Raw genomic sequence first — 25377 nt, forward strand, 5'->3', positions numbered from 1 at the left:
TACCTCTTACGCCAGACGCGGGTTAACTTTATCTGCATCGATGTTGAATTTGGTAATCGCATCCGCTACCACTTTCTTGTCGATTTCGCCACGTTTAGCCAGTTCGCCCAGCGCTGCAACAACCACATAAGAAGCATCAACTTCGAAGTGGTGACGCAGGTTCTCACGGCTGTCGGAACGACCGAAGCCATCCGTACCCAGTACGCGATAGTCGTCAGCCGGTACGTAAGTACGAACCTGCTCGGCGAACAGTTTCATATAGTCAGTAGATGCCACTGCCGGAGCGTCGTTCATCACCTGAGCGATGTACGGTACGCGCGGGGTTTCCAGCGGGTGCAGCATGTTCCAGCGCTCACAATCCTGACCATCACGCGCCAGTTCGGTGAAGGAGGTTACGCTGTACACGTCAGAACCTACGCCGTAGTCTTTCGCCAGGATCTCTGCCGCTTCACGCACGTGACGCAGGATAGAACCGGAGCCCAGCAGCTGAACTTTACCTTTGCTACCTTCAAGGGTTTCGAGTTTGTAGATACCTTTACGGATACCTTCCTCGGCACCTGCTGGCATGGCCGGCATGTGGTAGTTTTCGTTCAGGGTGGTGATGTAGTAGTAAACGTTCTCTTGTTTCTCACCGTACATACGCTCCAGACCATCATGCATGATGACAGCCACTTCATAAGCGTAAGCCGGGTCGTAAGAGATACAGTTCGGGATAGTCAGCGACTGAATGTGGCTGTGACCATCTTCGTGCTGCAGACCTTCACCGTTCAGCGTAGTACGACCGGAAGTCCCGCCGATCAGGAAGCCGCGAGCCTGCTGGTCGCCAGCCTGCCAGCACAGGTCGCCGATACGCTGGAACCCGAACATGGAGTAGTAGATATAGAACGGGATCATCGGCAGATCGTTGGTGCTGTAAGAGGTCGCCGCAGCCAGCCAGGATGCGCCTGCGCCCAGCTCGTTGATACCTTCCTGCAGAATCTGGCCTTTCTCGTCTTCTTTGTAGTAAGCAACCTGCTCACGGTCCTGCGGGGTGTACTGCTGGCCGTTCGGGCTGTAGATACCAATCTGACGGAACAGACCTTCCATACCGAAAGTACGCGCTTCGTCGGCGATGATCGGAACCAGACGATCTTTGATCGACTTGTTCTTTAGCATCACGTTCAGGGCACGCACGAAAGCGATCGTAGTGGAAATCTCTTTACTTTGCTCTTCCAGCAGCGCGCCGAAATCTGAAAGTTGAGGCAGCTCTAACTTCTCGGTGAAGTTCGGCTGACGGCTTGGCAGGTAGCCATGCAGCGCCTGACGGCGTTCATGCAGGTATTTGTGTTCTTCAGAACCTTCCGGGAAGGTAATGTACGGCAGTTTTTCGAGATCAGCATCGGCAACCGGCACGTTGAAACGATCGCGGACGTAACGCACGCCGTCCATGTTCATTTTCTTCACCTGGTGAGCGATGTTTTTGCCTTCCGCGGTGTCACCCATGCCGTAACCTTTAATGGTATGGGCCAGGATTACGGTCGCTTTGCCTTTGGTTTCCTGCGCTTTTTTCAGTGCCGCGTAGACTTTCTTCGGATCGTGACCACCACGGTTCAGCGCCCAAATCTGCTCGTCAGTCCAGTCGGCCACCAGCGCGGCGGTTTCCGGATATTTACCGAAGAAGTGCTCACGCACGTAAGCGCCGTCTTTGGATTTGAAGGTCTGGTAGTCGCCGTCAACGGTTTCGTTCATCAGCTGGATCAGTTTACCGCTGGTGTCTTTACGCAGCAGTTCATCCCAACGACCGCCCCACATGACTTTGATAACGTTCCAGCCAGCACCTGCAAAGATGCCTTCCAGTTCGTTAACAATCTTGCCGTTACCGGTGACCGGGCCGTCAAGACGCTGCAGGTTACAGTTGATAACAAAGACCAGGTTGTCCAGTTTTTCACGGGTGGCGATGGTGATCGCGCCTTTGGATTCCGGCTCATCCATCTCGCCGTCGCCGAGGAAGGCGTAAACGGTTTGTTTAGAGGTATCTTTCAGGCCGCGGTGTTCCAGATATTTCAGGAATTTCGCCTGGTAGATAGCACCGATTGGGCCCAGACCCATAGAGACGGTCGGGAACTGCCAGAATTCCGGCATCAGTTTCGGGTGCGGATAGGAAGAGAGGCCATTGCCGTGAACTTCCTGACGGAAGTTATCCATCTGTTCCTGGGTCAGACGACCTTCCAGGAACGCGCGAGCGTAGATGCCCGGAGAGATGTGGCCCTGGAAGTACACCAGGTCGCCGCCATCCTGTTCGTTGCGCGCACGGAAGAAATGGTTAAAACAGACATCATAGATCGTGGCGGAAGACTGGAAGGACGCCATGTGGCCGCCCAACTCAAGGTCTTTTTTAGACGCGCGCAGCACGGTCATGATGGCGTTCCAGCGGATCGCAGAACGAATGCGACGTTCCAGCTCCAGATTACCCGGGTATTCCGGTTCGTCTTCAACGGCAATAGTGTTGATGTAATTACTGGCCCCTGCGCCTGCCGCGACTTTCACGCCGCCTTTACGAGCTTCAGAAAGCAGTTGGTCAATCAGATACTGAGCGCGCTCAACACCTTCTTCACGGATGACCGATTCGATCGCCTGTAGCCAGTCGCGAGTTTCGATCGGATCCACGTCATTTTGGAAACGTTCTGACATGGGGGTATTCCTTATCTATCTAATACGTTGAGTTATCTGGAACCTGTCCCATTAAACTTTCGTGAGAAAGCTTAATAAGACAGGTTCTGCGTTTAGTTGCCGCGCACATTTTTGCGCGTTATTCACAACATCTTCTGGTTAACGTTCTGCCAGAAAAAACTAATTCTTGCGCTGTTCCAGGCGGCGTAAAGCGCGTTCACGACGGCTCTCCTCACGGCTTCTGTCCAGCATAATCTCTTCGATAAACGCCAGATGTCGGTGTGACGCTTCACGCGCTTCTTCTGGTTTTCCGGCCATAATGGCTTCAAATATACGGGTGCGATGCGTACTCACCAGCGGCAGCATCTCCCGACGCGCATACAGCAATTCGAAGTTCTGCCGCACGTTTTGCGCCAGCATCGGCTCCATACACCTTAGCAGATGAAGCAATACCACGTTGTGCGCCGCTTCGGTGACGGCGATTTGATACTGGAGCACGGCTTCGGACTCGGCATCCAGATCGCCGGACTCTTGCGCTAGCTCAATAGCATGGTGCAGCTCGCGAATACGGTCTTTATCTTCATCGGTGCTGCGCAGCGCCGCGTAATAAGCCGCAATGCCTTCCAGAGCATGGCGCGTTTCGAGCAGGTCAAACTGGGATTCAGGGTGATCGGAGAGCAGTTCCACCAGCGGGTCGCTAAAGCTCTGCCACAGGCTGCTCTGCACGAAGGTTCCGCCGCCCTGACGACGAAGCAACAATCCCTTCGCTTCGAGACGTTGAATCGCCTCGCGCAAGGAGGGACGGGAGACGTCGAACTGTTTTGCCAGTTCACGTTCCGGTGGGAGTTTTTCTCCGGGACGCAATGTTCCCTCAAGGATTAAAAACTCCAGCTGCTGCTCGATCACATCGGAGAGTTTTGGTTGGCGGATTTTGCTGTAGGCCATGATTTCCTGTCTTAAGCCATTTGCCCGGAGTCAATTGGTCTTACCAATTTCATGTCTGTGACGCTAAAGTAACAAAGTATTCACCTTCTGTCCATACAGGTTTTGATTGAAATCAGTAAAGGAGGCACATTTTAACAATTTTACAGAAATCATGTTTCAAAACTGTAACTGTGCACAAATGTTAAATTTACCCACCAGGAGGTAGATTTAACGTATTTGAAACGATAAAAAATCTCATCTGAACCGATTCAACAGTAGATTAAATGCATTTTTATGCATAAATAATGAATAAAAACAAATTAACATCTGTAAGGGAAAATAAAAGGAGGTATTTACAAGTGCTTTCTTTTTACGCAACTCGTCATCACCCCTGCACAAAGCAGGTGCATTCGCGGCCACATACCATTATTCTGATCAAGACGAAAGAGTTGAAGTGACATTTTAAAAAACGAGATTGTAAATAAATCAATACAAAAAGCGGAATTGCAAACTTACACACGCACTACTGCATCGTTCAAAATAAGCGCGTTATGAATAAACCGCGCCCGATACACGAGGTTTTATAATGGACAGTCAGCAGCACGGCGAGCAGCTCAAGCGCGGCCTGAAAAACCGCCATATTCAGCTTATCGCATTGGGCGGCGCGATAGGGACAGGCTTGTTCCTGGGAAGCGCCTCCGTTATTCAGTCGGCGGGGCCAGGAATTATCCTGGGCTATGCGATTGCAGGCTTTATTGCCTTTCTGATTATGCGCCAGCTGGGGGAGATGGTGGTTGAAGAACCGGTCGCCGGCTCTTTTAGCCACTTCGCCTATAAATACTGGGGCGGCTTTGCCGGATTCGCTTCCGGCTGGAACTACTGGGTGCTGTACGTATTAGTTGCCATGGCGGAACTGACCGCAGTGGGTAAATATATCCAGTTCTGGTATCCGGAGATCCCCACCTGGGCTTCTGCGGCAGCCTTCTTTGTGATTATCAACGCCATCAACCTGACCAACGTTAAAGTGTTCGGTGAGATGGAGTTTTGGTTCGCCATTATTAAAGTGATCGCCGTCATCGCTATGATTCTGTTCGGCGCGTGGTTACTCTTCAGCGATACCGCTGGTCCGCAGGCCACCGTGCGCAACCTGTGGGAACAGGGCGGCTTTCTGCCGCATGGCTGGACCGGGCTGGTGATGATGATGGCCATTATTATGTTTTCGTTCGGCGGACTGGAGCTGGTAGGGATCACCGCCGCTGAAGCCGATAACCCGGAACAGAGCATCCCCAAAGCTACCAATCAGGTTATCTATCGCATCCTGATTTTTTATATCGGCTCGCTGGCGGTTCTGCTTTCGCTGCTGCCATGGACTCGCGTCACCGCCGATACCAGCCCGTTTGTCCTTATCTTCCATGAGCTGGGCGATACGTTTGTCGCCAATGCGCTGAATATCGTGGTTCTCACCGCCGCGCTATCGGTTTATAACAGCTGCGTTTACTGCAACAGCCGTATGCTGTTCGGTCTGGCCCAGCAGGGAAATGCGCCGAAAGCGCTGCTGAACGTCGACAAACGCGGCGTGCCGGTGAGCTCCATTTTGGTTTCCGCCGTCGTGACTGCGTTGTGCGTGCTGCTCAACTACCTGGCCCCAGAGTCCGCATTCGGACTGCTGATGGCGCTGGTGGTCTCCGCGCTGGTCATTAACTGGGCGATGATTAGCCTTGCCCATATGATGTTCCGTCGCGCGAAACAGCAGCAGGGCGTGAAAACCCGCTTCCCGGCCCTGTTTTATCCGTTCGGCAACGTTCTCTGCCTGCTGTTTATGGCGGCGGTATTGATCATTATGCTGATGACGCCAGGTATGGCGATCTCCGTGTGGCTGATTCCGGTATGGCTGCTTATCCTGGGCGTCGGCTATCTGTGTAAAGAAAAAACGGCAAAAACGGTGAAAGCCCACTGATCGTGACGTTACTTTTCCGCCCTCCCCGTCCGGGGAGGGTGTTATCTGCCTCACAGTTTCCCACGTATAACCATTTTATCCATATCAGCGACGTGATCCTGCTACGCAAAAAAAAGCTTGCAGGCGAATAATTACCGCCATCATCTGATGGGGAGAAGTCTCAATGGATAAGGGCAGACTTTCGGTAAGAGAGAAAATCGGGTATGGCATGGGTGACGCCGGATGTAACATTATTTTTGGCGCTATCATGCTGTTTGTTAATTACTTTTATACGGATATTTTTGGTCTTGCCCCGGCGTTAGTCGGTGTTTTACTCCTTTCAGTACGCGTTATCGATGCCGTTACCGATCCGGTGATGGGCGCGCTTGCCGATCGTACCCAAAGTAAATATGGTCGTTTCCGCCCCTGGCTACTGTGGATTGCATTTCCCTACGCGCTGTTCAGCGTGCTGATGTTCACGACGCCGGACTGGGGCTATAACAGCAAAGTTGTCTATGCTTTCGTCACCTATTTTCTGCTTTCCGTGACCTACACCGCCATCAATATTCCCTATTGCTCACTGGGCGGCGTGATCACCAACGATCCAAAAGAGCGCGTGGCCTGTCAGGCTTATCGCTTCGTGTTAGTCGGCATCGCGACGCTGTTGCTATCGTTAACGCTATTGCCGATGGTGGACTGGTTTGGCGGCGGCGACAAAGCCAAAGGCTATCAGTTGGCGATGACCGTGCTGGCGATTATCGGCATGGGTATGTTTCTGTTCTGCTTTGCCAGCGTCCGCGAACGCGTTCGCCCTGCCGTTCCGACGCACGATGATATGAAGAATGATTTCAAAGATGTGTGGAAAAACGATCAATGGGTACGCATTCTGCTATTGACCTTATGTAACGTCTGCCCGGGGTTTATCCGTATGGCGGCGACCATGTATTACGTCACCTGGGTGATGGGACAAAGCACCCATTTCGCTACGCTTTTTATTAGTCTTGGCGTGGTCGGTATGATGATCGGCAGTATGCTGGCAAAAGTCTTAACCGATCGCTGGTGTAAATTGCAGGTATTTTTCTGGACCAATATCGCGCTGGCGATTTTCTCCTGCGCATTCTATTTCTTTGACCCGAAAGCCACCGTGATGATAGTGGCGCTCTACTTCCTGCTCAATATTCTGCATCAGATCCCTTCCCCGCTGCACTGGTCGCTGATGGCGGACGTCGACGATTACGGCGAATGGAAAACCGGCAAACGCATTACCGGTATCAGCTTCTCCGGTAACCTGTTCTTCCTGAAACTGGGCCTGGCGATTGCCGGGGCGATGGTCGGCTTTTTGCTCTCCTGGTACGGTTATGACGCCAGCGCCAAAGCGCAAAGCGCCTCGGCGATGAACGGTATTATGCTGTTGTTTACCGTTATCCCCGGCGTTGGCTATCTGATTACCGCAGGCGTGGTACGTCTGCTGAAAGTTGACCGTGAACTGATGAAAAAAATCCAGGACGATTTGGAAAAACGTTGCACTAATTACCGCGAATTGAGTGAGTTGCAGGAGCTCAAAGCCGCTGAAAGCGTAAGGAAAGCCTGATGGCAAACTGGCCAAACCCGTTTATTGAACAACGTGCCGATCCATTTATTTTACGCGACGGCAGCGATTACTACTTTATTGCCTCCGTACCGGAATATGACAGACTGGAAATCCGCCGGGCTAATTCGCTGGAAGGGTTGCGCGCCGCCGACCCCGTTGTCGTCTGGCGTAAACCGGAAAGCGGCCCTATGAGCCAGCTCATCTGGGCACCGGAAATGCACCGCATCAACGGTAAGTGGTACATCTATTTTGCCGCTACCCATACTCAAGCGCTTGATAAGCTGGGAATGTTCCAGCACCGCATGTTTGCCCTGGAGTGCGCCGATGCCGACCCACTCACCGGCAAGTGGACGGAGAAAGGCCAAATTAAAACGCCGTTTGATACCTTCGCCCTCGATGCCACTACTTTTTATCATCAGGGAAAGCAGTGGTATCTGTGGGCGCAAAAAGCGCCGGATATTGCCGGTAACTCAAATATTTATCTGGCTGAACTGGAAAATCCGTGGACTCTTAAAGGCGAGCCGGTAAGGCTCAGTAAGCCAGAGTACGACTGGGAGTGTCGGGGTTTTTGGGTTAACGAAGGTCCGGCCGTCGTGGTGCATGGCGACAAGCTGTTTATCAGCTATTCGGCCAGCGCCACCGATGAAAACTACTGTATGGGGTTACTGTGGATTAACGTAAACGACGATCCGCTCACCCCGCAGAACTGGCATAAATCACCGCGCCCGGTCTTTACCACCAGCTATGAAAATCGCCAGTATGGGCCGGGACATAACAGCTTTACGCAAACGCCGGAAGGTGAAGATGTACTGGTGTACCACGCGAGAAATTACACCGAAATTGAAGGCGATCCGTTGTACGATCCCAACCGCCATACGCGTCTGAAACGGGTGCGCTGGGACGAAAACGGGATGCCTGATTTTGGCGTGCCGCCAGCCGATACGATCTAAGCCGTTGCACTGCCCGGTGGCGCTAGCGCTTACCGGGCCTACAGATTTTTCCATTGTAGGCAGCATAAGCGTTAGCGCCACCGGCACAACGCTACACTAATGCCCCATAAATGGTGAGCAACGCAATAATCACCACCACCACAAACGAGGCCTTCTTCGCCATCGACACCGCCGCTTTGGGGGTTTCTACTTTGTCAGTATGCGGTTCGCGCGCCAGTGAGAACTGCGCCAGTCGTGTGAGCACCTGATACTGCGAAGTATGCAGATCCGCCAGCGAGGCAAACCAAGCCGGCAACGCTTTCTCGCCATGCCCCAGTAATGCATACACTACGCCCGCCAGACGTACCGGAATCCAGTCCAGCACATGAAGAATAGCGTCAATGCCGGATTGCAAACGCTGGTGCGGCGTCTGATAGCGCGCCAGCCAGGTCTGCCAGGCCCGTAAAAACGCATAGCCCACCAGCGTTACCGGCCCCCATGGACCGCCAACGATAAACCAAAATAGCGGTGCGAGGTAAAAACGGAAATTTATCCATAACAACGCATTTTGCAGCTCACGCAAAAATTCACGCTCATTACAATCCGGCGGCACGCCGTGAATCAGCGTAAGCTCGCTGGCCATCGCCTCGCAAGGATGCGGATCGTTACGGGACGCCGCTTTCAGCCAGGCGTGATAATGTACTCGCGCTTTGCCCGCGCCGATACACAGCACGCCCAGGAGAATCCACACCACCAGCGTCGGCACGTTAAATAGCAGCCTTTTTAACGCCTGGAGCAGTAGAAAAGTCACCACCATCGCGATCGCCGTCATTCCCATCGTGCGCAACATCGAAAAATGCGTAATCCGACGGAATAGCGCCTCCAGCCGATGATCGAGCTGCCAGTGCTCGCCCAGCTTAAACAGGCGCTCGACAATCAGCACCAGTAATGTCGTAAACAGCGTCATGTCATCTCCTTGTGCGACGAGAGGGCTACCAAAGCGCGAAAGCGCGGCCAGTCAAAGGCAGGGCCAGGGTCCGTTTTGCGGTCAGGCGCAATGTTGCAGTGTCCGGTCATATTGTCGGCGATCGCCGGATAGCAAGCGATAAGCGTGCGCGTCACGGCGGCTAGCTGCTGATACTGCGCATCGGTATAAGCCAGCGTATCCGTCCCCTCCAGCTCAATACCAATGGAGAAATCATTACAACGTTCCCGCCCCTGATAGTTTGACACGCCCGCATGCCACGCACGCTTATCAAAAGGCACATACTGGACGATTTCACCGTCGCGACGAATCAGACAATGGGCCGAAACACGAAGATGAGCGATTTCTGCAAAAAAAGGATGGACGTCTGGATCTATCGTTCCGGTGAATAATGCATCGATCCACGGACCGCCAAACTCGCCGGGGGGCAGGCTAATATTATGCACCACCAGCAAGGACGGTTTTTCGTCATCCGGACGGCAATCATAATGCGGAGAAGGGACGCGTCGCGCCTCTACCAACCAACCCTTATCTGGCAACATGCGGAGTCTCCTTTTGAGTGGTGCTTATAGCTGCTTCAGAGTAGCATGTTTCTACCTTATGATTCGTTAGCAATTTGGAGTTTTATCATGCCGCCTCGCCGTTATAACCCAGACGACCGACGTGACGCGCTACTGGAACGCATTAATCTCGATATCCCTGCCGCCGTTGCTCAGGCGCTGCGTGAAGATTTAGGTGGAGAAGTCGATGCTGGCAACGATATCACCGCGCAACTTTTGCCGGCAGATACGCAAGCCCATGCCACGGTGATCACTCGTGAAGACGGCGTTTTCTGCGGCAAGCGCTGGGTTGAAGAGGTCTTCATCCAACTGGCGGGCGATGATGTTCGCCTCACCTGGCATGTCGATGACGGCGACGCCATTCACGCCAACCAAACAGTGTTTGAACTGAACGGCCCGGCTCGCGTATTGCTGACCGGCGAGCGCACGGCGCTAAACTTTGTCCAGACCCTTTCCGGCGTCGCCAGTGAAGTACGCCGCTACGTTGGACTGCTGGCTGGCACCCAAACCCAGTTGCTCGACACGCGTAAAACGCTGCCGGGTCTGCGCACCGCGCTCAAATATGCAGTTTTATGCGGCGGCGGCGCCAATCATCGTCTGGGCCTCACTGACGCGTTCCTGATTAAAGAAAACCATATTATCGCCTCCGGTTCGGTTCGTCAGGCGGTGGAAAAAGCGTTCTGGCTACATCCGGACGTGCCGGTAGAAGTCGAGGTCGAAAATCTGGATGAACTGGACGATGCGCTGAAAGCAGGCGCGGATATCATCATGCTGGATAATTTCAACACCGACCAGATGCGCGAGGCGGTGAAACACGTCAACGGCCAGGCGCGGCTGGAAGTATCCGGCAACGTCACCGCGGAAACCTTACGCGAATTTGCTGAAACCGGGGTGGATTTCATCTCCGTTGGCGCGCTGACCAAGCACGTGCGCGCGCTCGATCTCTCCATGCGTTTTTGCTGATCCTCTCCGCCCGATGGCGCTGCGCCGTCGGGTCTATAAATCACCTGTCCGTAGATCCGCGTCGTGATTCGGTAAAATATTCGTAGCGCCTCGCAATAACGTTGCCGTGTCATGTAACGCAGCGAAAATCTTCAGAATCCTCCTTCCCGTTTTACCTTTTGCCGCTCGCCCGCTCTTCCCGCGTTTGCCACAGTAGCGCCAGCTAACTCAAGGAGCGAACAATGGAAAAACAACGCGGTTTCACGCTTATCGAACTGATGGTCGTTATTGGCATCATCGCCATTTTAAGCGCCATTGGCATTCCGGCTTACCAGAACTATCTGCGTAAAGCGGCGCTGACGGATATGTTGCAAACGTTTGTCCCCTACCGTACTGCCGTCGAACTCTGCGCTCTGGAACATGGTGGGACGAGCACATGCGATGCGGGCGTCAACGGTATCCCCTCGCCCGTCATCACCCGTTATGTTTCGGGCATGAGCGTGGAAAAAGGCGTCATCACGCTTACCGGCCAGGAGAGTCTGAGCGGGCTTAGCGTCATCATGACGCCCGCCTGGGACAATGCTAACGGCATTACTGGCTGGACGCGTAACTGCAATATTCAAAGCGACAGCGCGTTACAACAGGCTTGTGAAGATGTCTTCCGTTTTGACGCCAACTAAGGAGACAAGATGAAAGACGCTCAGCTCAACACCTTGTGTCAACGTCATCAGGCTGTACTGATCAATAGCGCCAGCAACAGTATCACTGTTGCGGTGGTCGACGCGCCCTCTCATGCGTTACTGGACGCTCTGCATTTCGCCACGCAAAAACAGATTGATATTGTGTGCTGGACTCGCCAGCAAATGGAAAATCATCGGCATAAGCCGGATCAGGCTCCCTCGACAAACGCCGCGAAAGGTGGAGAAACCGCGGCCCAGCTTCTCAATCAGACATTACGCTCGGCGATGGCGAAACGCGCCTCTGATATCCATCTCGAACCAGGCGCCAGCCGCTACCGAATAAGACTCCGCATCGACGGCGTTCTTCATATTCTGCAGGACATCGCCAAAGAGACGGGGCTTGCGCTGACGGCCAGATTGAAAGTCCTGGGAAATTTGGACATCGCTGAACATCGGCTGCCGCAGGACGGGCAATTTACCGTTGACCTGTCGGGAGACAGCATCTCTTTTCGTATCGCCACGCTTCCCTGTAAAGAAGGCGAAAAAGTCGTCTTACGGTTGTTGCATCAGGTTGAACAAACGCTGGATCTGGACACGCTGGGCATGTACGGGGCACAACTTACCGCTTTTAGACAAGCCCTACAGCAACCTCAGGGGCTGGTACTGGTGACTGGCCCCACCGGTAGCGGAAAAACGGTCACGCTATACAGCGCGCTACAAACCCGGAATACGCCGGGTATCAACCTCTGTAGCGTTGAGGATCCGATAGAAATTCCACTGGATGGGATTAACCAGACGCAGATCCATCCCCGCGCCGGGCTCACCTTTCAAAATGTGCTGCGCGCGCTTTTACGCCAGGACCCTGACATCATCATGGTAGGTGAAATTCGTGACGGCGACACCGCAGAAATCGCCATTAAGGCGGCACAAACGGGCCATCTGGTACTTTCAACGCTCCATACGAACTCCACCAGCGAAACCCTGATACGTTTGCAGCAAATGGGCGTAGCACGCTGGATGATCTCATCGGCGCTTACGCTGGTGGTAGCGCAACGCCTGGTAAGGAAGCTTTGCCCGCACTGCAAACAGCGCCTGAGCGATCCCGTGGTACTATCGCCCAATCTTTGGCCCAGCGCGCTACCGCACTGGCAGGCAAGCGGCTGTCAGCATTGCTACCACGGCTTTTATGGCCGAACCGCGTTATTCGAAGTGTTAACCGTTACCCCGGCATTACGTCAGTTAATTGCGAGCGGCGCATCGGCGCAAGCACTGGAAGCCCACCTCCAACAGACCGGTACAGGGACGCTTTTTGAAAATGGCTGTCGCGCCGTTGAGCAAGGCATGACGTCCTTTGAAGAGATACTGCGCGTTCTGGGAATGCCCCATGAGCGTTAAACAGCTCTGGCGCTGGCAAGGCGTTAACGATAAAGGTCAACTGGAACAAGACGTTGTATGGGTGGACAATCGTCTGGCGCTGATCATCACCCTGCAACATCAGCGCATTATGCCGCTTCGCATCAAGCGCATAGGCGTTAACGCCGCACTGTGGAAAGAAGAGCAAAGCGCTGAAATTATTCATCAGTTGGCCACGCTCATTCATGCCGGGCTGACGCTTTCAGAAGGGCTGGAACTCCTTGCGAAACAGCATCCCCACCGACAATGGCAAGCGCTGTTGCGCACGCTGGCTCACGAGCTTGAACAGGGCGTCCCTTTTTCCAGCGCATTAGTCTCCTGGCCGCAGGTATTTCCGCCGCTCTACCAGACGATGATCCGCACCGGAGAACTGACCGGCAAACTGGCCGAATGCTGCTTTGAACTGGCCCGTCAGCAAAAAGCGCAACGGCAGATTACGGTTAGCGTGAAAAAGGCTCTGCGCTATCCCGCCATTATTCTGACAATGGCCGCCCTGGTCGTTTTCGCCATGCTGCACTTTGTCCTGCCGGAATTTGCCGCCATTTACCGTAGCTTCAATACCCCGCTTCCTCTTCTGACACGCGGTATTATCGCGATAGCGCAATGGGGGTCGGCATGGGGTTGGCTCATCTTGTTCCTGACGATGCTCGTTGCTATCGCTCACCGCAGGGTAAAACAAAAACCGTCCTGGCAAGCGCAGCGGCAGCGTCTTCTGCTACGGCTTCCCGTTATGGGTCGCCTGATAAGAGGCCAGAAACTAGCGCAAATATTCACCGTACTGGCATTAACCCAAAGCGCAGGCATTCCTTTTCTTCAGGGACTGGAAAGCGCTATCGATAGTCTCGGCTGCCCTTACTGGTCACAGCGTTTAACGCAGGTACATCAGGAGATCGCCGCGGGCAATCCGGTCTGGTTGGCGCTAAAAAATACCCAGGAATTTAGTCCGCTATGCCTGCAACTGGTCAGAACGGGCGAAGCGTCCGGTTCACTCGATATCATGCTGCATAACCTTGCCCGTCACCACAGTGAATCTACGCTGGCGCTGGCCGATAATCTGGCGTCGCTGTTGGAACCGGCGTTATTGATCATCACCGGCTTAATTATCGGTACGCTGGTGGTGGCGATGTATTTGCCGATTTTTCATTTGGGAGACGCGATGAGCGGGATGGGATAAGGCTGGCGCACATTTACGCCAGCCAGAATATTAGAGGCTATTGAAAATGCGGTTTTCTTGTTCCTGCACCCGAATAAAGGTGGTGCGTTTGGTCAACTCTTTCAGGCGAGACGCGCCGACATAAGTGCAGGCTGAGCGTAGACCGCCCAGGATATCGCGGGCGGTATTGCCCACCGGCCCACGCAGCGGCAATTTAACCGTTTTACCTTCTGCCGCGCGGTATTTCGCAACGCCGCCGACATGACGGTTCATCGCAGATTCCGAACTCATGCCGTAGAACAGCATAAATTTCTCGCCATTCTCTTCTACCACGCTGCCGCCGCTCTCTTCGTGACCCGCCAGCATGCCGCCCAACATAACGAAATCCGCGCCGCCGCCGAAGGCTTTTGCTACGTCGCCTGGCATGGTGCAGCCGCCATCGCTGACGATCATGCCGCCCAGGCCATGCGCCGCGTCAGCACATTCGATAACCGCCGACAGTTGCGGATAACCAACGCCAGTTTTTACACGCGTCGTGCATACGGAGCCGGGACCAATTCCCACTTTCACGATATCGGCGCCGGAGAGGATAAGCTCTTCGCACATCTCGCCCGTTACCACATTGCCTGCGCAGATTGTTTTTGTCGGCCATGCTTCACGTGCTTTCGCGACGAACTGCACAAAATGTTCTGAATAGCCATTGGCCACATCAATACAGACAAAGTTCAGCGCAGGATTCAGCGCCAGAATCTGCACGGTTTTTTCGAAATCAGCATCAGAGGTCCCGGTGGAAACCATCACATGCTTGAGAACATCAGCCGAAGCCGTGTTGATAAAAGCTGCCCACTCTTCAACGCTATAATGTTTATGTACAGCGGTCAGAATATCAAACCCGGCCAACGCTTGCGCCATTTCAAACGTCCCGACGGTATCCATATTGGCCGCGATAATCGGTACGCCAGACCAGGTCTGACCTGAGTGTTTAAAGGTGAATTGACGTTCCAGTTCGACATCGGAACGGCTTTTGAGGGTAGAACGCTTAGGACGGATAAGAACGTCTTTGAAACCTAACTTCAGATCTTCTTCAATACGCATGTGCGGATTCCTGGGGTTAATGGCGAAAAATCGAAACTCACAACTCCAGTGACGCTATCATACGCACTAATCATGGCCGTACAAGACTGCGAAATTCTCTTTTTTTACGTTACAATCCCATAAATTTACCTGGCGAATAGTAGGTTAATGCTCAGAGCGTATCGTCTTTGTATGTTTAAAATTTAACCTTTTGATTATCAAACTAAAATTCCGGAAGCTGGAGATATGAGGTATACCGTAGCCTTAACCGGCGGTATTGGCAGCGGTAAAAGTACCGTCGCTGATGCCTTCGCTGACCTCGGAATAACCGTCATCGACGCGGATATTATCGCGCGCCAGATGGTTGAGCCAGGGCAGCCCGCCCTGAACGCAATAGCGGAACATTTTGGTTCTGAACTTATCGCCGCCGACGGCACGTTACGTCGCCGGGCGCTGCGTGAGCGTATTTTTTCGCATCCGGAAGAAAAAGCCTGGCTTAACGCTCTGCTTCATCCCTTAATTCAGCAGGAAACCCAACGACAGTTTCAACAGGCTACGTCGCCCTATGTGTTATGGGTTGTGCCTCTGCTGGTTGAAAACAGGCTGTATCAAAAAGCCAACCGCGTACTGGTGGTTGACGTGACGCCCGAAACGCAGCTCATACGCACAATGCAGCGTGATGATGTTACGCGCGAGCATGTTGAACACATTCTCGCTGCGCAGGCGACGCGTGAAGCGCGCCTTGCCGTGGCGGACGATGTTATTGATAATAACGGCGCACCGGATGCTATCGCATCAGATGTGGCCCGCCTGCACGCCAGTTATCTTAAGCTCGCGTCGCAGTTTGTCTCACAGGAAAAACCGTAATGCACACCCAGGTCCTATTTGAACACCCTCTCAATGAGAAGATGCGTACGTGGCTGCGCATAGAGTTTTTGATCCAACAGCTCTCCATCAACCTGCCAATTGCAGACCATGCTGGCGCACTGCATTTTTTCCGTAACATCAGCGATCTACTGGATGTGTTCGAACGGGGCGAAGTCCGTACCGAACTGCTGAAAGAACTGGAGCGCCAGCAGCGTAAATTACAGGCCTGGGTTGAGGTTCCCGGCGTCGATCAAGACCGTATTGAAGCCCTGCGCCAGCAGTTAAAATCGGCGGGCAGCGTGCTGATCTCCGCCCCGAGGATTGGCCAGCAGCTACGCGAAGATCGCTTGATTGCTCTTGTGCGTCAACGCTTAAGTATTCCTGGCGGCTGTTGCAGTTTCGATTTACCCACTCTGCATATCTGGTTGCATCTACAACAGGCGCAGCGCGACGCCCAGATTGAAACCTGGCTTGCCAGCCTGAATCCCCTCACCCAGGCGCTGACGCTGGTGCTTGATCTGATCCGTAATTCAGCACCTTTCCGTAAGCAAACCAGCCTGAACGGTTTTTATCAGGATAACGGGGACGACGCCGATTTGCTGCGTCTTATGCTGACGCTCGATTCACAACTTTATCCGCAAATTTCCGGCCATAAGAGCCGTTTTGCCATTCGCTTTATGCCGCTGGATAGTGAAAATGGTCTGGTGCCGGAGCGTCTTGATTTTGAACTGGCCTGTTGCTAAGGAGTAAAAATGTCTGACGTGACCGTCGTAAACTGTCCGACCTGCGGTAAACCGGTCGTCTGGGGGGAAATTAGCCCCTTCCGCCCATTTTGTTCTAAACGCTGTCAGTTAATTGATTTGGGCGAATGGGCCGCCGAAGAGAAACGAATCGCCAGCAGCGGCGACCAGTCTGATAGCGACGACTGGAGCGAAGAGCGCTAACGGTGATAGCTCTGTTGAGACGGCAATATCGCCTTATGACAAAAATAATCAATAAATACGCGTAGTTTTGGCGCCATATGCGCGCGGCCGGGATAATACAAATAAACCGGCGAGATTAGGCTATAACAGAAACGTAGCCGCCACTGCGCCAGGGTGGATGAAAACCTCGGCGCGTTATCACTGACCCTAAGCCCGCAGGAGCTGGCGGCAATTGAGGCGGTTTTTCCTCACGACGCCGCGGCCGGCCCCCGCTACTGGCCGGAAATTATGTCGACATTAAATCGCTAATAAGATCGATGGGGATCGTGTTGCGATCCCCCACTAAGGCGAAAATTGGCGTAATTTACGAATAATCGGTTCATTGGCCGGCGGAAAATCTTCCGTATTCAACGCGTTCTGCGCGATCCACCGTCCCGGCTGTCCTTCTTTCCCCCACGGTTCGCCATCCCAGCGTTCAACCAGCCAAAACCACAGCGTAATGTGTCTATCCGGGAATTGATATTCCAGAGTGTCGAATAATGTCACCTGTGTTGGCGTAATCCCCACCTCTTCCTGTAGCTCCCGGATCAACGCCTGCTCTGGTGTTTCGCCGGCTTCAATTTTTCCGCCGGGAAATTCCAGCTTGTTCGCCATATGCGCATCAGCGGCGCGTCGGGTAATAAAAATTTCGTCGTTCGGGTTGCGGATAATCCCAACCGCGATTTGCAGTTTTTTCATCTTGTTGCATCCATAAAAAAGGCGCAGTCGCCTGCGCCTTTTTATCTGTGTTCAATGCCAGACCGAATAAGCGTAGCGCCCTTCGGCAATAATGCCAGTACTGACCTGATGGCAACACATTATGTCTTATCAGGCCGGTAAGTTTATCGCATTAGCTCAGGCGACCGTGACACTGTTTGTATTTCTTACCGGAACCGCAAGGGCAAGGATCGTTACGTCCAATCTTACGTTCGCCGGTTTGGGCGGCCAGATCGGCAGCCACGGCGGCATCGTCATCCTGATGGCTTAGCTGCTGCATCTGCGCCAGGCGCTCCGCCTCTTCGCGACGCTGCATTTCCATCGCTTCGACCTCTTCCGGCATACGTACCTGGACTTTGCTCAGGGTACTGATTACTTCATATTTCAGCGATTCCAGCATCGCGGCGAACATAGCGAAGGATTCGCGCTTGTATTCCTGCTTCGGATCTTTTTGCGCATAGCCACGCAGATGAATACCCTGACGCAGGTAATCCATCGCCGCCAGGTGCTCTTTCCACAGGGAATCAAGCGTTTGCAGCATCACGCCTTTTTCGAAATGACGCATCATTTCAGCGCCAACCACCTCTTCTTTACGCTGATACACCTCGATGGATTGCGCCAGGATGCGCTCACGCAGCGTCTCCTCATGCAGCTCTGGCTCTTTATCCAGCCATTCGGCAATCGGCATCTCCAGGTCGAAGTCGTTTTTCAGGCGTTCCTGCAAACCCGGGATATCCCACATCTCTTCCAGCGACTGCGGCGGAATGTAGGCGTCGATAGTCGCCTTAAAGACATCTTCGCGAATGCTGTTAATGGTGTCGCTCACGTCAGACACATCCAGCAGTTCGTTACGCTGGGTATAAATTGCACGACGCTGATCGTTCGCCACATCATCATATTCCAGCAGTTGCTTACGAATATCGAAGTTACGGCTTTCTACTTTACGCTGCGCGTTAGCGATAGCTTTCGTCACCCACGGGTGCTCAATCGCTTCGCCCGGCTTCATCCCCAGTTTACGCATCATACCGGAGACACGATCGGAGGCGAAAATACGCATCAGCGCATCTTCCATCGACAGGTAGAAACGGGAAGAACCCGGATCGCCCTGGCGACCGGAACGGCCACGCAGCTGGTTGTCGATACGGCGGGATTCATGGCGCTCGGTGCCAATGATATGCAGGCCGCCGGCAGCCAGAACCGCGTCATGGCGTACCTGCCAGTCCGCTTTAATCTGCGCAATCTGTTCTTCCGTCGGCGCTTCCAGCGCAGCGACTTCCGCCTGCCAGCTACCGCCCAGCATAATATCGGTACCACGACCCGCCATGTTGGTAGCGATAGTGACCGCCGCTGGATAACCAGCCTGCGCAACGATGCCTGCTTCGTTGGCGTGGAATTTTGCGTTCAGTACGTTATGTTTGATGCCCGCTTTGGTCAGCTCTCTGGAGACCACTTCAGATTTCTCGATAGAAATCGTCCCGACCAGCACTGGCTGACCGTTCGCGGTACGTTCTTTAATATCTTCGATAATGGCCTGGATTTTTTCCGCTTCGGTCATGTAGACCAGATCCGGCAAATCTTTACGGATCATCGGACGGTTGGTCGGAACAACGACGGTGTCCAGCTTATAGATAGAGCTAAATTCGAAGGCTTCAGTATCCGCCGTACCGGTCATACCGGCCAGCTTTTCATACAGACGGAAGTAGTTCTGGAAGGTGATAGACGCCAGCGTCTGGTTTTCATTCTGAATTTCAACGCCTTCTTTCGCTTCTACCGCCTGGTGCAGACCGTCAGACCAGCGACGCCCCTGCATGGTACGACCGGTATGTTCATCAACAATGATGACTTCGCCGTCTTTCACAATGTAATCCACGTCACGGGTAAATAGCGCGTGCGCGCGCAGCGCGGCGGTGACGTGATGCATCAGCATAATATTGCCAGGCGAGTAGAGCGACTCGCCCTCATCCATAATGCCTTCTTGCACCAGTAGCTCTTCAATCAGCACCAGACCGCGTTCGGTCAGGTTAACCTGGCGCGCTTTCTCATCAACGGAGAAGTGGCCTTCGCCCTGGAAAGTGTCAGAATCTTCTTTCTCCTGACGAATCAGGTGCGGAATGATTTTGTTCACTTTTTTGTACATTTCCGAGCTATCTTCCGCCGGGCCGGAAATGATCAGCGGCGTACGCGCTTCATCGATCAGGATGGAGTCGACCTCATCCACCAGCGCATAATGCAGTTTACGCTGTACGCGCTCTTCCGGGCTGAACGCCATGTTGTCGCGCAGGTAGTCAAAACCGTATTCGTTGTTAGTGCCGTAAGTGATGTCGGCAGCGTAAGCTTCACGTTTGGCTGGCGCAGGCATACCTGGCAGGTTGATACCAACGGACATACCGAGGAATTCGAATAGCGGACGGTTGTTTTCGGCGTCACGCTGCGCCAGATAGTCGTTCACGGTTACCACATGAACGCCTTTGCCGGACAGCGCGTTCAGGTAGGCTGGCAGCGTTGCGGTCAGCGTTTTACCTTCACCAGTACGCATTTCGGCGATACAGCGATCGTTGAGCACCATACCACCCAATAGCTGAACGTCGAAGTGACGCATCCCAAAGACGCGTTTACTGGCTTCACGCACCACCGCGAACGCTTCCGGAATCAGGCTCTCTACGCTTTCGCCTTTTTCAATACGGGCGCGAAATTCGTTGGTTTTCGCTTTCAGTTCGTCATCGGAGAGTTTTTCCATCTCCGGTTCCATCGCATTAATAAGGCTGACGGCCTTACGCATACGACGCAGCGTACGATCGTTACGGCTACCGAATACTTTGGTTAATAATTTGATTAGCATAATAAAGTCTCAAATGCCCCGCGCCGCGGAGCTACAAATAAAGTAAAAGGGTCTTTTTTCGTTAGCTGAGACGTTGCGGACCGGCGCGGATACCCTGCGCCTGACTTATCCAGGCCGGGATGCTAAATGCGGTTTGTGGCGCAAAATACGCCAGGGAGAGGCGGCGAACAATCGCCGGCGGCGTGCCCTCCTGCGTGAGCATCGCGCTGAGCGTATTCAGTAAGGCGATATGATGCGCCTGTAATGGCGACGGCGCGTCGGCAACGGGCAGCGTTTGCGGTGCCATTGCAAAAGAAAGGTGGCGAATCACCGTGCGAATAGCGTGCTGATGCCAGTAATCTACGGTGAAATTGGGACGACGGTTAGAGGCTTCTAACAGCGCAAGATGGCTAAAGTTAACTTTAGACGCGGTGCTGGCGGTCGTCCTTGCAGGCGTATTGGTTTCAGCGGCGTTACTGAGCGCGGGCAAACCAAAACTCGCCGCGACCATCCCTAATAAGAGATGCGGCCAGAAGTATCGTCTGCCTAACTGTCGCCAGCGCGTCAGTATTCCACTCACGTCATTGCCACCTGATATGCCCCTCATGGGCTTACGGAATCAAAACAATTTGCGCACAAATCTTATCATTAAAGCGTACGCGCTACAGCAGTAATGACGAGAAGCTAAGGTGAAAATCGGCTAAGAAAACAGCGAACGCGCCGTGTTTCCATTTAACCCTGTCAAAATGGCTGATTAAGGAAAGCGCAGATAAAGGATAGTAAAAAAAACGACTGGCTCGCCTGGCCGGAGAGAGTGCCAGGTTAACCAGTCGAATTTTATACGACAGCGTATGTCGTTATGCCAGTACCGTCGAAGGCGCTTTGAAAGCCAACGGCAGTTCTGCGTCGTCCTGGAAGGTCACAAATTCCCAGGCTTCCTGTTTTGCCAGGACTGCCTGTAACAATTTGTTATTCAATGCGTGACCGGATTTATACGCGGTAAACGCACCAATAATATTGTGACCACACATGAACAAGTCACCGATCGCGTCGAGCATTTTGTGACGAACGAATTCATCTTCAAAACGCAGGCCGTCTTCGTTCAATACGCGATAATCGTCAACAACGATGGCACAATCGAAGCTGCCGCCCAGGCACAGGCCGCGGGACTGCAGATATTCGATATCACGCATAAAACCGAAGGTACGCGCACGGCTGATCTGGCGCATGAACGCATCCGCAGAGAAGTTCATCGCGTAGCGCTGGCTGCTGGAATCGATCGCCGGATGGTTAAAGTCGATGGTGAAATCCAACGTAAAACCATTGTACGGTCTGAATTCAGCCCATTTATCGCCATCTTCAACCCGAACAGTCTCTTTGATGCGTACGAATTTTTTGGCGCAGTTCAGTTCATCAATACCGGCATCAAGCAGCAGGTAGACAAACGGAGCGGCACTGCCATCCATGATCGGGATTTCCGGGGCATTAACCTCAATAACGATGTTATCGATACCTAAGCCCGCCAGAGCAGCGTTCAGGTGCTCAACGGTTGAAATCCGTACATCATGCTCATTCACCAGACACGTACAGAGCATGGTATCACGCACAGATTTGGCATCGGCCGGGAAATCTACCGGTGGATTCAAGTCGGTGCGACGATAGATGACCCCGGTATTGGCCGGCGCAGGGCGTAATGTCAGGGTGACTTTTTTGCCGGTGTGTAAACCGACGCCAGTCGCCTGAACGATACGTTTAAGTGTCCTTTGTTTGATCATCGTATAATCTCGCCAAATTACCTATCCAACCGAAGTGTACTATACATTCGGCGGGCCAGTTTAGCACAAAGAGCCCAGAATCCCAAATTCCAGCTAATTCTTAATCAGCTTGCTTACGCAGGAATGCGGGGATATCCAGATAATCCGGCTCTTTCGCCGCCTGTGGTGTATTGTCGTTAACCACTTTCGCGACCGTTTTTTGCTCCTGCGTCAGCGGCGCCATACCGTGCTGCTGATAACGATCCAACACCGGCTGCTGCACCTGTTTATTGGTCACCAGGGTGATTTCCGGACGTTTGTCCATACCAATACCGGTCGCCACTACCGTCACGCGCAGTTCATCATTCATATCCGGGTCCAGAGAGGTACCGATAACCACGGTGGCGTTATCCGACGCAAACGCGCGAATGGTGTTACCGACGGTTTCAAACTCGTCCAGACGCAGGTCGAAGCCCGCCGTAATGTTGACCAACACGCCGCGCGCGCCGGACAGGTCGATATCTTCCAGCAGCGGAGAAGAAATAGCCATTTCAGCCGCTTCTTCCGCACGGTCTTCACCGCTCGCCACGCCGGAGCCCATCATTGCGTAGCCCATTTCAGACATCACGGTACGCACGTCAGCAAAGTCGACGTTCATCAGGCCCGGGCGGGTGATCAGCTCTGCGATACCCTGAACCGCGCCTTTCAGCACGTCGTTAGCCGCGCCGAACGCGTCGAGCAGGGAGATACCACGGCCCAGCACTTTCAGCAGCTTGTCGTTCGGGATGGTGATCAACGAGTCCACATGCTTGGACAGCTCGGTAATACCCTGCTCCGCAAATGCCATGCGCTTTTTGCCTTCAAAATTGAAAGGCTTAGTCACCACGGCAACGGTCAGAATACCTAAATCTTTTGCCACTTCAGCAACCACTGGCGCCGCGCCGGTTCCGGTACCGCCGCCCATGCCTGCCGCGATAAATACCATGTCTGCGCCTTCAAGCGCCGCACGCAGCGCTTCACGGTCTTCGTCCGCCGCGTTACGGCCGACTTCCGGGTTAGCGCCGGCGCCCAGACCTTTGGTAATGCCGCTACCAATTTGAATGGTCTGGCCAACCGCCGTTTTACGCAACGCCTGAGCGTCGGTATTCACCGCGAAGAATTCAACACCTTCGATGCGCTCGCGCACCATGTGTTCAACAGCGTTACCGCCGCCACCACCGACGCCGATGACTTTAATCACCGCGTCGTTGGTTAGTTCCATAGGTTCAAACATAATCTCTCTCCGTCATGTGCCTGTCGCCTGAGGCCGTAATATCTGGCGGCCTCATAAAAATTAAAACTCTTTTCGCAGCCAGCTATTAAGTCGCTTGATCCACGAGCCAACTGATGCCGTAACACGTTTTTCCACTTCTGCTTCACCGTTTAAGTGGGACTCTTTCCCGTAGTGAAGCAATCCCACCGCCGTTGAGTAATACGGCTCCTGGGCATAATCCGTCAGACCGGTGATATTCAGCGGCGCGCCGATACGCACCTGCGTATGAAACACGCGCTGAGCGCAAGCAGCAAGCCCTTCGATTTGCGCCGCGCCGCCGGTTAACACAATCCCCGCCGCCAGGTGATGTTTTACCCCTTGTTGGCGAAGCTGTTCCTGTAATTGCAATATCTCTTCGTTGACCAGATTGAGCAGCTCGGTGTAACGCGGCTCAATCACTTCCGCCAGCGTCTGACGTTGCAGGCTGCGCGGCGGACGCCCGCCTACGCTCGGTACTTCAACGCTCTCGTCTTTACCGACAATGGAACCCAGCGCGCAACCGTGGCGAACTTTAATGGCTTCAGCATCGCTCGGCGGCGTACCAAAGGCATAAGCGATATCGCTGGTCACCACGTTCCCCGCGTAAGGGATCACTTTGGTATGACGCAGCGCGCCGCCAGTATAAACGGCGATATCCATTGTACCACCGCCGATATCCACGACACAGACGCCCAGTTCACGTTCATCTTCCGTTAACACGGAATAACTGGCCGCCAGTCCGGCAAATATCAGTTGGTCAACTTTCAGACCACAACGTTCAACAGCTTTGACAATGTTTTTTGCCATATCGTTGTGGCAGGTAATCAAATGTACTTTCGCCTGCATACGCACGCCGGAAAGACCGACCGGATTTTTAATGCCTTCCTGGTAGTCAATGGCGTACTCCTGAGGAATCACATGCAGCACGCGATGTTCATCGCGCACGCGCACTGACTTCGCAGTATGCACGACGTTTTCCACATCTTCCTGCGTCACTTCCTCTTCGGAAATGGGCACCATACCAATTTCATTCTGACAGCTAATATGTTTGCCGGAAAGCGCCAGATATACCGAGGAGATCTGGCAATCGGCCATCAATTCCGCCTGGTCAATGGCGCGCTGAACGCATTTCACCACTGACTCAAGGTCATTCACCCCGCCTTTATCCATACCCCGCGATGGGCAACTGCCCACGCCAATGATATTGACCATACCGTCGGGCAGAACTTCCCCTACTAAAGCGGCAACCTTCGCGGTGCCAATCTCCAGTCCTACTACCAGTTTTCTGTCCGTCGCCTTGATCATTGTTGTTCTGCCTGTGCCTGATTCTGTTGCTGATTAGATTCCTCAGGGGGGAGCGGCGCCCAGCCAACTGCCGCACCTGAGTCATAACGCAAATCAACGTAGCTAATCCGTTTGCCATCGGTTTGCGCCTGCTGCTGTAAAACCGGATAGAGTTCTACAAAGCGAGCCAACCTTTTCATCGTATCGCCCCTGCCGAGATTGAGCTTAATGCCGTTATTAAGCGTCAATTGCCAGGAGCGACGTGCGGTCATCGCCGCTTCCTTTAGAGTGAATTTATCCTTAGCCAGCACCTGCCCCATCTCGCGGTATCCCTGCAACACTTCACTCGCGCTGCCTTCCGGGCCATACAACATGGGTAAAACCTGTTTGCCGATGCGGTCTGACGGCACGCTGAAGGTGTTCCCTTCAGCATCGACCATATGTTGATCATTCCAACGCGCAATCGGCACATATTCAACCAGATGAATCTTCAATTCATCAGGCCACTGTTTTCTGACGCTGGCCTGTTTAATCCACGGCAAACGCTCAATCTGGCTCTGGATAATGTTCACATCCTGCGTCATGAAGGTTCCCGGCGCGCCCAGAGCCAGTATCGCCTGACGGATATCATCGTTACGCGTGTAGTGACGCTCGCCGGTTAATACCAGCTTTGATAACGGTAAACGCTGCGCATCTTCCATCCACCCTAACACGACCCACCCGCTAACAAACACGGTGCACAGTACCGTCAGCAGGAATAAAATTCCTGCAAGACGCGTTCCATTATTGCGGCGTGAAGAAGGCGTCTCTTCATCACTGTTTCGCGTGTTCAGCGCAGCCTGCGACAT

General features: G+C 53.4%; 22 protein-coding genes and 2 pseudogenes. 11 read left to right on the forward strand and 13 right to left on the reverse strand.

Annotated elements, in window-relative coordinates; translation table 11 throughout:
* Positions 1–6: 6 nt before the first annotated feature.
* Positions 7–2670: a pyruvate dehydrogenase (acetyl-transferring), homodimeric type gene (aceE, locus tag HV477_RS09895; protein ID WP_000003851.1), complete on the reverse strand. Its 2664-nt coding sequence runs from the start codon at positions 2668–2670 to the stop codon at positions 7–9.
* A 159-nt stretch (positions 2671–2829) separates the two neighbouring features.
* Entirely contained in the window at positions 2830–3594 is a 765-nt protein-coding gene (gene pdhR / locus HV477_RS09900; RefSeq protein ID WP_000331771.1) for a pyruvate dehydrogenase complex transcriptional repressor PdhR, read from the reverse strand.
* A 562-nt stretch (positions 3595–4156) separates the two neighbouring features.
* Between pdhR and aroP the strand changes: the two genes are divergently transcribed.
* The 3 genes from aroP (at position 4157) to HV477_RS09915 (ending at position 8050) form a co-directional block, all read left to right on the forward strand.
* Complete coding sequence (gene aroP, locus HV477_RS09905; RefSeq protein ID WP_000969487.1) at positions 4157–5530, forward strand: aromatic amino acid transporter AroP; 1374 nt, start codon at positions 4157–4159, stop codon at positions 5528–5530.
* Positions 5531–5693: 163 nt separating this feature from the next.
* Complete coding sequence (locus HV477_RS09910) at positions 5694–7100, forward strand: glycoside-pentoside-hexuronide (GPH):cation symporter (protein ID WP_079898678.1); 1407 nt, start codon at positions 5694–5696, stop codon at positions 7098–7100.
* The gene (locus HV477_RS09915; protein ID WP_000024782.1) at positions 7100–8050 is read left to right on the forward strand and encodes a family 43 glycosylhydrolase; all 951 of its coding nucleotides are present in this window, start codon (positions 7100–7102) and stop codon (positions 8048–8050) included. The genes HV477_RS09910 and HV477_RS09915 overlap by 1 nt, the downstream gene beginning before the upstream one ends.
* 91 nt (positions 8051–8141) lie before the next feature.
* On the opposite strand, the gene ampE is transcribed toward HV477_RS09915, so the two are convergent.
* Positions 8142–8996 carry a beta-lactamase regulator AmpE gene (gene ampE / locus HV477_RS09920; RefSeq protein ID WP_079898679.1) on the reverse strand — a complete coding sequence of 285 codons (855 nt, stop codon included), beginning with the start codon at positions 8994–8996 and terminating at the stop codon, positions 8142–8144.
* Positions 8993–9556, reverse strand: a complete 564-nt coding sequence (gene ampD / locus HV477_RS09925; RefSeq protein WP_058821431.1) for a 1,6-anhydro-N-acetylmuramyl-L-alanine amidase AmpD — start codon at positions 9554–9556, stop codon at positions 8993–8995. The genes ampE and ampD overlap by 4 nt, the downstream gene beginning before the upstream one ends.
* A gap of 87 nt (positions 9557–9643) precedes the next feature.
* On the opposite strand from ampD, the gene nadC reads away from it, so the two are divergent.
* The 4 genes from nadC to hofC all read left to right on the forward strand — a co-directional run bounded on the left by nadC (position 9644) and on the right by hofC (position 13783).
* Complete coding sequence (gene nadC / locus HV477_RS09930) at positions 9644–10537, forward strand: carboxylating nicotinate-nucleotide diphosphorylase (RefSeq protein ID WP_001135134.1); 894 nt, start codon at positions 9644–9646, stop codon at positions 10535–10537.
* Between the two features lie 221 nt (positions 10538–10758).
* Positions 10759–11196 (forward strand): prepilin peptidase-dependent pilin, encoded by a 438-nt coding sequence (gene ppdD / locus HV477_RS09935; RefSeq protein WP_000414989.1) that lies wholly within the window; start codon positions 10759–10761, stop codon positions 11194–11196.
* A 9-nt stretch (positions 11197–11205) separates the two neighbouring features.
* Entirely contained in the window at positions 11206–12591 is a 1386-nt protein-coding gene (gspE, locus tag HV477_RS09940) for a type II secretion system protein GspE (protein ID WP_079898681.1), read from the forward strand.
* Positions 12581–13783, forward strand: coding sequence for a protein transport protein HofC (gene hofC, locus HV477_RS09945; protein ID WP_048591361.1), 1203 nt, complete (start codon positions 12581–12583; stop codon positions 13781–13783). The genes gspE and hofC overlap by 11 nt, the downstream gene beginning before the upstream one ends.
* A gap of 30 nt (positions 13784–13813) precedes the next feature.
* Here hofC and HV477_RS09950 read toward each other — a convergent pair whose 3' ends face one another.
* Positions 13814–14857 carry a GMP reductase gene (locus tag HV477_RS09950; RefSeq protein WP_001217358.1) on the reverse strand — a complete coding sequence of 348 codons (1044 nt, stop codon included), beginning with the start codon at positions 14855–14857 and terminating at the stop codon, positions 13814–13816.
* A 225-nt stretch (positions 14858–15082) separates the two neighbouring features.
* On the opposite strand from HV477_RS09950, the gene coaE reads away from it, so the two are divergent.
* Genes coaE through yacG form a run of 3 tightly spaced genes read left to right on the forward strand, consistent with a single transcriptional unit; the run spans position 15083 to position 16647 of the window.
* A complete protein-coding gene (gene coaE / locus HV477_RS09955; protein ID WP_001270913.1) occupies positions 15083–15703 on the forward strand; it encodes a dephospho-CoA kinase in 621 nt (206 codons plus the stop codon).
* The gene (zapD, locus tag HV477_RS09960) at positions 15703–16446 is read left to right on the forward strand and encodes a cell division protein ZapD (protein ID WP_000557443.1); all 744 of its coding nucleotides are present in this window, start codon (positions 15703–15705) and stop codon (positions 16444–16446) included. Before coaE ends, zapD begins: the two co-directional genes overlap by 1 nt.
* A 9-nt stretch (positions 16447–16455) precedes the next feature.
* Entirely contained in the window at positions 16456–16647 is a 192-nt protein-coding gene (gene yacG / locus HV477_RS09965) for a DNA gyrase inhibitor YacG (protein WP_001286419.1), read from the forward strand.
* Here the strand turns inward: yacG and HV477_RS09970 are convergent.
* Positions 16644–16754: pseudogene (locus HV477_RS09970) on the reverse strand (LysR family transcriptional regulator); the annotation flags it as partial. The gene yacG and the pseudogene HV477_RS09970 overlap by 4 nt on opposite strands.
* A gap of 28 nt (positions 16755–16782) precedes the next feature.
* On the opposite strand from HV477_RS09970, the pseudogene HV477_RS28395 reads away from it, so the two are divergent.
* A pseudogene (locus HV477_RS28395) lies at positions 16783–16935 on the forward strand (aldo/keto reductase); the annotation flags it as partial.
* A gap of 33 nt (positions 16936–16968) precedes the next feature.
* Here HV477_RS28395 and mutT read toward each other — a convergent pair.
* From mutT to ftsQ, 7 genes are all read right to left on the reverse strand, one after another.
* Entirely contained in the window at positions 16969–17364 is a 396-nt protein-coding gene (gene mutT / locus HV477_RS09975) for an 8-oxo-dGTP diphosphatase MutT (protein WP_023261251.1), read from the reverse strand.
* A gap of 151 nt (positions 17365–17515) precedes the next feature.
* Positions 17516–20221, reverse strand: a complete 2706-nt coding sequence (gene secA, locus HV477_RS09980; RefSeq protein ID WP_000905756.1) for a preprotein translocase subunit SecA — start codon at positions 20219–20221, stop codon at positions 17516–17518.
* A gap of 61 nt (positions 20222–20282) precedes the next feature.
* On the reverse strand, positions 20283–20780 hold the full coding sequence (secM, locus tag HV477_RS09985; protein ID WP_000014336.1) for a secA translation cis-regulator SecM: 498 nt from the start codon (positions 20778–20780) through the stop codon (positions 20283–20285).
* A 277-nt stretch (positions 20781–21057) separates the two neighbouring features.
* Positions 21058–21975: a UDP-3-O-acyl-N-acetylglucosamine deacetylase gene (gene lpxC, locus HV477_RS09990; protein WP_000595487.1), complete on the reverse strand. Its 918-nt coding sequence runs from the start codon at positions 21973–21975 to the stop codon at positions 21058–21060.
* Positions 21976–22075: 100 nt separating this feature from the next.
* Complete coding sequence (gene ftsZ / locus HV477_RS09995) at positions 22076–23227, reverse strand: cell division protein FtsZ (RefSeq protein ID WP_000462785.1); 1152 nt, start codon at positions 23225–23227, stop codon at positions 22076–22078.
* Positions 23228–23287: 60 nt separating this feature from the next.
* Complete coding sequence (gene ftsA, locus HV477_RS10000; protein ID WP_000588463.1) at positions 23288–24550, reverse strand: cell division protein FtsA; 1263 nt, start codon at positions 24548–24550, stop codon at positions 23288–23290.
* Complete coding sequence (gene ftsQ, locus HV477_RS10005; protein WP_000075728.1) at positions 24547–25377, reverse strand: cell division protein FtsQ; 831 nt, start codon at positions 25375–25377, stop codon at positions 24547–24549. The genes ftsA and ftsQ overlap by 4 nt, the downstream gene beginning before the upstream one ends.

The organism is Salmonella sp. SG203, from assembly GCF_013350575.1.
Lineage (GTDB): Bacteria > Pseudomonadota > Gammaproteobacteria > Enterobacterales > Enterobacteriaceae > Salmonella > Salmonella enterica.